The organism is Phyllobacterium sp. (assembly GCF_037994405.1).
Classification (GTDB): domain Bacteria; phylum Pseudomonadota; class Alphaproteobacteria; order Rhizobiales; family Rhizobiaceae; genus Phyllobacterium.
In genome coordinates this window covers 1-7,868 of sequence record NZ_JBBNAN010000414.1, presented here as the reverse complement: position 1 = coordinate 7,868, position 7,868 = coordinate 1, and the positions used below count along the sequence as shown (strand labels likewise).

Below are 7,868 nucleotides of genomic sequence, written 5' to 3'. Positions count from 1 at the left end.
AATGGAGATGAGAATGAAGTCTTTTCTGAAAACAACGGTTGCAGCTGTTGTTCTGGTGGTCGCCGGAATAGGCGCAGCCAGCGCCGAACAGGTGAAGGTCGGTATAGCAGCCGAACCCTATCCGCCGTTTGCCTCGCCCGACGCGTCTGGCAAATGGCAAGGTTGGGAAGTGGAAATTGCAATGGCGATGTGCGAGCAGGCCAAACTCGATTGCGTCATCACGCCTGTTTCGTGGGATGGCATCATTCCGGCTCTGACTACGAAAAAAATCGATATGATCGCCGCATCGATGTCGATCACCGCCGAGCGCGAGAAGACAATCGATTTTTCCGACAAGTATTACAATACGCCAACCGTTATCCTCGGCGCTAAGGGTGTGAAAATGGAACCAACGCCGGAGGGCCTGAAAGGCAAGATCCTGGGCGTGCAGGTTTCGACTGTGCATCAGGTATACGCCAAGAAGCATTTCGCGGACACTGCTGAGGAAATCAAGGAATACCAGACGCAGGACGAGGCCAATCAGGATCTGGCTGCCGGACGTATTGACGCAACACAGGCGGATTCGCTGGCACTCGAAACCTTTGCCGAGACGGATGCCGGCAAGGCTTGCTGCGAGATCAAGGGCAAGGTTGCGGATGATGTCGAAGTGCTTGGACCGGGTGTGGGTGTCGGGCTCAGGAAGGGTGACACCGAACTCAAGGACAAGCTCAACGCCGCCATCAAGAATATCCGCCAGAACGGCAAATATGACGAAATCTCGAAGAAATATTTCAACTTCGATATTTACGGCGGTTGATGTTCTTGCCGGAGTGGGGGGTGCCCGCTCCGGCTCACTTCCTGATGAAACCTTCTTATTGACGCTGAATCGAGGACGGCTTGGCCGACGCATCGATTATTCCTGCCGGCATTTCCGGCATGTTCGCGCTCCTCTCTCCAAATCCGCCGGGTTGGGGCGGCAATCTTCTGCGTGGCCTGATGCATTCCCTGCAGATTGCTTGCGGCGCATTTGGCATGGGGCTGGTTATTGGGACGATCGGCGCTTATGGCAAGCTCTATGGTGGGCCTGTCGTCCGTGACCTTGCAGCTATCTATACGACGCTCGTCAGGGCTATCCCGGAGCTGGTGCTGATCTTGCTCCTTTATTATGCCGGCACCGACATGATCAATCGTGTGCTTGAAGGCATGGGCTATCAGCGCATCGATATCAACGGGCTCGTTGCTGGTATTGTGGTACTCGGCTTTGTTCAGGGCGCCTATGCGACAGAAGTCCTGCGGGGCGCGATCAAATCAATCCCGCAAGGGGAGATTGAGGCGGCAAGGGCCTATGGCATGTCGCCAGTGCTCATGATGCGCCGTGTTACGCTCCCGGCGATGCTGCCGCATGCCTTACCCGGGCTTGCCAATCTCTGGCTGATCTCAACCAAGGATACAGCACTGCTGGCGGTGGTTGGATTCAGTGAACTGGCGCTTGAAACACGTCAGGCAGCGGGGGCGACGAAGGCCTATTTTCTCTTCTACATGGGGGCGGGTGCGCTCTACCTGCTGGTTACGCTGGTGTCAAACGTCGTACTAGGTCGGGTCGAAAAAGCGGCGCGACGCGGCATGCCTTCGGTGAAGGAGGCTCGGTAATGAGCGAGACGCCCATCGAAGTACCGATCGAAACCTTTCCGATTCACAAGGAGGCGGATGCGGGTAGTCGGGCGAGCAGACTGCCGCCGCATCGCATCGTCCTTATCCTCATCGGATTGACCCTGCTCGCCTCCGCCATCTTCTTCCTCCGCTGGGATTGGCTGCCGGATTATGGCGATTTGATCCTGCAAGGCCTGTGGCGGACGATCTGGATTCTGTGTGTGACGGTATTTCTTGGCTTCCTGCTTGCGGTGCCACTCGGGCTGGCACAGGCGTCCGGACCCGCTATCCTTGCGGTGCCCGCAAAAGTGTTCTGCACAATCATTCGCGGCACACCGCTTCTTCTCCAGCTTTGGCTGCTTTACTACGGTCTCGGCTCGCTTTTTCCGCAGTATCCCTGGATTCGAAGTTCGGAGCTCTGGCCTTATCTGCGGCAGGCCTGGCCTTATGCGGTGCTGGCTCTGACACTCTCCTATGCGGGGTATGAAGGCGAGGTGATGCGCGGGGCTTTTGCGAGTGTTCCCAAGGGCCAGTTGGAAGCGGCGCGCGCTTTTGGTATGCGGCGCTTTACCATTTTCCGCCGTATCTGGTTGCCACAAGCCATACACCGCGCATTGCCAACGCTCGCGGGCGAAGCGGTGCTTCAGCTGAAATCGACCCCTTTGGTCGCCACGATTACAGTCGTTGATCTCTATTCGGTGGCGTCGCGCGTCCGTCAGGATACGTTTATCACCTATGAGCCCTTGCTGCTGCTCGCGGCAGGCTATCTGGTTATCACAGGTATCATCGTTTTTCTGTTTCGGCGTGTCGAAAGACTGATCCCGTCGAAACTCGGATGAAGATTCGTGCGGTGACGCAAATTGCCCGACTTATGTCGCAGGTGTTTAGTGCGTGCCGTTGGGCAGATGCGCATAGTGTGGGCAAAAGGAACGCCTCGCAAAGACGAGAAAATGGGATTCATGTTTTCGCATGGCGGCACGCCGGCGGGCATTATCTGTTTTCGACTCCGTGGCGAGGTTGAAAGGTGCTAATGCGAACAGTCGAGACTTTTCAGCATAGGATCACAGAACAAGCCGACATGGGCATAGTCTTGCCCGACGGTTGCCGGCTTTCGGCTCGGGTCTGGATGCCCGACGATGCAGATAGGAACCCGGTTCCTGCCATTCTCGAATTCCTGCCCTATCGCAAACGCGACGGTACAACCGCCCGGGACAACCTCACCCATCCTTATTTCGCCGGCCACGGCTATGCTTGCCTGCGCGTCGACATGCGCGGTAATGGCGATTCTGAGGGTTTGATGGAAGATGAATATTCCGAGCAGGAACTGGCTGACGCCTGCGAGGTGATCAAGTGGATCGCCTCACAGCCATGGTCGACCGGCAAAGTTGGCATGATGGGCATTTCCTGGGGCGGCTTCAATTCGTTGCAGGTCGCTGCCCTTCAACCGGAAGCGTTGAAAGCAATCATCACACTCTGCTCCACTGACGACCGCTATGCCGATGATATTCATTACAAAGGCGGTTTGCTGCTCAACGAAAATCTCGGTTGGGGTGCAACCATGCTCGCTTATTCCTCGCGTGCGCCCGATCCGGCGCTCGTCGGCGAAAAATGGCGAAAGATGTGGCTCGACCGGCTCGATAATGAACCATTTTTGCCGGCGGTGTGGCTAAAGCACCAGACGCGTGATGCGTACTGGCAGCGTGGCTCAATCTGCGAGGATTTCTCTGCTATCAAGGCTGCCACACTCGCCATCGGCGGTTGGGGCGATGCATATAAGAATGCTGTGCCACGCCTGATGCAGGGCATCACCGCGCCGGTCAAAGGAATCATCGGTCCGTGGGTGCACAAATATCCTCACTTTGCGGTACCGGAGCCCCGAATCGGGTTCCTGCAGGAAGCACTACGCTGGTGGGACCGCTGGCTCAAGGATATCGATACCGGCGTTGAAAACGATCCGGCCTATCGCGGGTATCTGATGGACTCTGTCCGCCCCAAGAGCTGGTACACCGAGCGACCAGGCTATTGGATTGCGGAAGAGCAATGGCCGTCAAAGAATATCGCTACCGAGGTTCTGCATCTGCAGGAGGACAAGTCGCTTTCAGCTGAACCATCCGGCAGCTTCAACCACCTCGTTGCCTCGCCGCAGGACTGCGGCATGATGGGCGGCGAATATTGTGCAATCTGGCTCGGACCAGAAATGCCGGACGATCAGCGACGCGATGATGCACTTTCTGTGTGCTACGATACGGTCCTGGAAAAGCCCATCGATATTGTCGGCGCACCCGAAATCACCCTGACACTGTCAAGCAACCGGCCGGTCGCGATGGTCGCAGTTCGCATGTGCGACGTGCACCCGGATGGTGCATCGACACGCATCACCTATGGTGTTCTCAACCTTTGCCACCGCGACGGTCATGACAATGCGAAGCCGCTAGTTCCGGGCGAAGCCATCACTGTCAGATTCAAGCTCGACGATATTGCTTACAGAGTCCCGGCGCGCCATACATTGCGAGTCGCCGTTTCGTCATCCTATTGGCCCATGGTCTGGCCATCACCGGCACATGTAAACCTCACGATTGAGGCTGGGCGCATCAGCGTTCCCTCGCGTGAAATTGCAACCGGCGATGAATGGACTTTTCCGGAGCCGGAAGCCGCATCGCCGTGGCAGCTTGAAACGCTACGGCCGGGCGGCAACAGGCGCTGGATCGAGCACGATCAGGTCAGTGGGAAGATTGCACTGTTGATCCAAGATGATTTTGGCGAGGCGCGTGACAAGGATCATGGCTTGATCCATGGCGGCATCGTACGTGAGCGCTGGGAAATTCATGCGGACGATCCGCTTTCTGCTTACGGCGAAACCCATTGGACTGAGATATCCGGACGCGATAATTGGCGGCTCCGCACAGAAACATTCACGACAATGCGATCGGACAAGCACAATTTCTATCTCACGGGCCGCATCGAGGCCTACGAGAACGACAACGTGGTGTTTGAACGGGACTTTGCCGAAACAATCGAACGCCAATGCATATGAAATCAGCGCCATCCGTTGGAGGATCATTTTACTGAATCAATGGGTTGAAATTTACGGGTATCAAGTCGCATTATTCACCAAAATCAAATCTGGGCGCGTGGCGTCCCAAGCAACAAAGGGGAATGGGTATGTCAAAAGAACTCGATTTTCTAAGCCGCAAAGTCGCACGTGGACAACTGTCCCGCCGCGATTTTCTGGGCCGTGCCGCCGCTCTCGGTGTCACGACAGTCTTCGCCAATTCCCTTTTGTCGAGCGCGGCACTCGCGGAAGGTCCAGTCAAGGGCGGTACCCTCAAAGCCGGTATGCAGGGCGGCGCCTCCACGGACAGCCTTGACCCCGCAAGCTGGCAAAGCCAGGTGCCATACAAGTTCGGCCGCCAATGGGGCGAACAGCTTGTCGAGATCCAACCGGACGGCAAGCTCAATCCCAAGCTCGCCGAGGAATGGGGGTCATCGGACGACGCCAAGGTCTGGACGTTCAAGATCCGCAAGGGCGTGCAGTTCCATGACGGCAAGGAAATGACCCCGGACGACGTCGTCGCCACGATGGAACGTCACTCGGACGCCAATTCGAAATCCGGTGCGCTCGGCATCATGGGCGGCATCGAGAGCGTGAAGAAAGACGGCGACACCGTTGTTTTCACATTGAAAGAAGCCAATGCCGATCTGCCCTTCCTGATGGATGACTACCATCTGATGATCCAGCCGAATGGCGGCAAGGACAAGCCGACTGCCGGTATCGGTACTGGGCCATACAAGGTTGTCACCGATGAGCCGGGCGTACGGCATATCGGGACGAAGTTCGCCAATTACTGGAACGGCGACAAGCGCGGCCACGCCGAGCAGATCGAAATCATCGTCATCAACGATGCGACGGCCCGCACCGCGGCGCTGCAATCCGGGCAGGTTCACATGATCAACCGCGTCGAGCCGAAGATCGTCGATCTCGTCAAGCGCGTCCCGGGCGTTACCATCCAGAACGTTGCGGGCAAGGGGCACTATGTATTCATCGCCCATTGCAACACGGCGCCTTTCGACAATAATGATCTGCGTCTGGCGCTAAAATATGCCATGAACCGCGAAGACATGGTGAAGACGATCCTGCGCGGCTATGGTTCTGTGGGCAACGATACACCGATCAACAAGGCGTATCCGCTGTTCTCGGACGACCTCGAACAACGCAAATACGATCCGGACAAGGCAGCTTTCCACTACAAGAAGTCCGGTCACGACGGCTCGATCCTGCTACGCACATCCGACGTTGCATTCCCGGGTGCTATCGATGCGGCGCAGCTTTACCAGCAAAGCGCGGCAAAGGCCGGTATCACTATCGAAGTCAAACGCGAGCCAGGTGACGGTTACTGGACCCAGGTCTGGAACAAGCAGCCCTTCTCGACATCCTATTGGGGCGGCCGGCCGACACAGGACCAGATGTTCTCGACGGCCTATTATTCCAAGGCTGACTGGAACGACACGCGCTTCTTCAACGAGAAGTTCGACAAGTTGCTGCTTCAGGCGCGCGGCGAACTGGACGAAGCCAAGCGCAAGCAGATGTATCGCGACATGAATGTCATCGTACGCGATGAAGGTGGCGTCATCGTGCCGATGTTCAACGACTTCATCGACGCGACGAGCAAGAAGGTCGGCGGCTGGGTGCCGGACGGCAATCAGGAGATGAGCGGCGGTTACGCATTGTCGCGCTGCTGGCTGATCGCTTAAGGGATCGCGGCGGATGAGTACGCCTGTCCTGAAACTGGTCGCCCAGCGCATTGCGATGGGCGCACTCCTTCTTCTTGCTGTCTCCGTGCTGATTTTTGCCGGCACGCAGATCCTGCCGGGAGATGTCGCGCAATCGATACTCGGACAATCCGCTACGCCACAGGCACTTGAAAACCTGCGGCGTGACTTGGGCCTGAACGACCCAGCCTATATTCGCTATCTGCGCTGGCTCGGCGGTATCCTGACCGGCGATCTGGGAACAGCGCTTTCCAGCGGGCAGGATATCGCTACATCGCTGAAAGACCGGCTTTGGAACACGCTGTTTCTCGCCTCGGCGGCTGCGGTGGTTTCGATTCCACTGGCGATCGGGCTCGGACTGCTGGCGGTGCGCTACCGCAATGGGTTCGTGGACAAGCTGATTTCCGGCCTTGGTCTCGCTTCAACATCACTGCCGGAGTTCTTCACCGGCTATCTGCTGATCTATTTCGTTGCCGTGCAACTGCAATGGTTTCCGAGTGTTTCCACCGTGTACGAAGGCATGCCGTTCGGCGAACGCTTGAGTGCCATCGCCCTACCGGTGACCGTTCTCACACTGGTCGTTCTTGCACACATGATGCGCATGACGCGCGCCGCGATCCTCAACGTGATGCAGTCGGCCTATATCGAGACGGCGGAACTCAAGGGGCTCACGCCATTGCAGATCATCACGCGCCACGCTTTTCCCAATGCGATCGCTCCGATCGTCAACGTCGTCATGCTCAATCTCGCCTTCCTGATTGTCGGCGTGGTCGTGGTCGAGGTTATTTTTGTCTATCCCGGCATGGGCCAGTATCTGGTCGATCATGTTGCCAAGCGCGACGTTCCGGTCGTGCAAGCGTGTGGGCTGGTTTTCGCGGCTGTCTATATCAGCCTCAATATTGTTGCTGATATCGTGGCGATTGTTTCCAATCCCCGCCTCAGACATCCGAAGTGAGGCCTCGCCATGCTGAATGTTAAGAATATTCCCATCAGCGCATGGATCGGCCTGATCATCACGGCGGTCTTTTTGTTCGCGGCAATCTTTGCTCCCTGGGTTGCGCCGTATTCGGTTGGTGAAACGGTTGGTGACGTGTGGGAACCCATGTCGGCCAAGGATTGGCTTGGCACGGACAATCTTGGGCGCGATCTCCTGTCTCGGATGATCTACGGGGCACGGATCACGATCTTCATTGCAGCCATGGCGACGGCGTTGTCCTTCGTTCTGGGTTCGGTGCTCGGATTTACCGCGGCGGTCATTGGCGGCCGCTTCGACCAGCTCATGTCGCGTTTTGTCGATCTGATCATGGCGATCCCCACGCTGATCTTTGCGCTCGTCGTGCTCTCGGTGCTTCCCACAAATGTAGTCACGCTTATTCTGGTCATGGGTCTGCTCGACGCCACCCGCGTCTACCGGCTCGCCCGCGCCGTCGCCGTCGATATTAATGTCATGGATTTCGTCGAGGCGGCAA

Annotated in this window: 7 protein-coding genes; all 7 read left to right on the top strand. The window is 57.1% G+C overall.

What is annotated here, in order from left to right:
• Positions 1 to 13: 13 nt before the first annotated feature.
• Entirely contained in the window at positions 14 to 796 is a 783-nt protein-coding gene (locus AAAC48_RS22735; protein WP_340656370.1) for a transporter substrate-binding domain-containing protein, read from the top strand.
• Between the two features lie 119 nt (positions 797 to 915).
• Positions 916 to 1,629: an ABC transporter permease gene (locus AAAC48_RS22730; RefSeq protein ID WP_340656369.1), complete on the top strand. Its 714-nt coding sequence runs from the start codon at positions 916 to 918 to the stop codon at positions 1,627 to 1,629.
• The gene (locus tag AAAC48_RS22725; RefSeq protein ID WP_340656368.1) at positions 1,629 to 2,468 is read left to right on the top strand and encodes an ABC transporter permease; all 840 of its coding nucleotides are present in this window, start codon (positions 1,629 to 1,631) and stop codon (positions 2,466 to 2,468) included. Before AAAC48_RS22730 ends, AAAC48_RS22725 begins: the two co-directional genes overlap by 1 nt.
• A gap of 191 nt (positions 2,469 to 2,659) precedes the next feature.
• Positions 2,660 to 4,663, top strand: a complete 2,004-nt coding sequence (locus tag AAAC48_RS22720) for a CocE/NonD family hydrolase (RefSeq protein ID WP_340656367.1) — start codon at positions 2,660 to 2,662, stop codon at positions 4,661 to 4,663.
• A gap of 128 nt (positions 4,664 to 4,791) precedes the next feature.
• Positions 4,792 to 6,381, top strand: coding sequence for an ABC transporter substrate-binding protein (locus AAAC48_RS22715; protein ID WP_340656366.1), 1,590 nt, complete (start codon positions 4,792 to 4,794; stop codon positions 6,379 to 6,381).
• 13 nt (positions 6,382 to 6,394) lie between these two features.
• Entirely contained in the window at positions 6,395 to 7,354 is a 960-nt protein-coding gene (locus tag AAAC48_RS22710; protein ID WP_340656365.1) for an ABC transporter permease, read from the top strand.
• 9 nt (positions 7,355 to 7,363) lie between these two features.
• A partial coding sequence (locus tag AAAC48_RS22705) for an ABC transporter permease (RefSeq protein ID WP_340656364.1) occupies positions 7,364 to 7,868 on the top strand: 505 nt, incomplete at its 3' end.

Coding starts and splice junctions, on each gene's coding strand:
- AAAC48_RS22720 (WP_340656367.1), top strand. CDS start 2,660: ATGCGAACAGTCGAGACTTTTCAGCATAGGATCACAGAACAAGCCGAC.
- AAAC48_RS22730 (WP_340656369.1), top strand. CDS start 916: ATGTTCGCGCTCCTCTCTCCAAATCCGCCGGGTTGGGGCGGCAATCTT.
- AAAC48_RS22710 (WP_340656365.1), top strand. CDS start 6,395: ATGAGTACGCCTGTCCTGAAACTGGTCGCCCAGCGCATTGCGATGGGC.
- AAAC48_RS22715 (WP_340656366.1), top strand. CDS start 4,792: ATGTCAAAAGAACTCGATTTTCTAAGCCGCAAAGTCGCACGTGGACAA.
- AAAC48_RS22725 (WP_340656368.1), top strand. CDS start 1,629: ATGAGCGAGACGCCCATCGAAGTACCGATCGAAACCTTTCCGATTCAC.
- AAAC48_RS22735 (WP_340656370.1), top strand. CDS start 14: ATGAAGTCTTTTCTGAAAACAACGGTTGCAGCTGTTGTTCTGGTGGTC.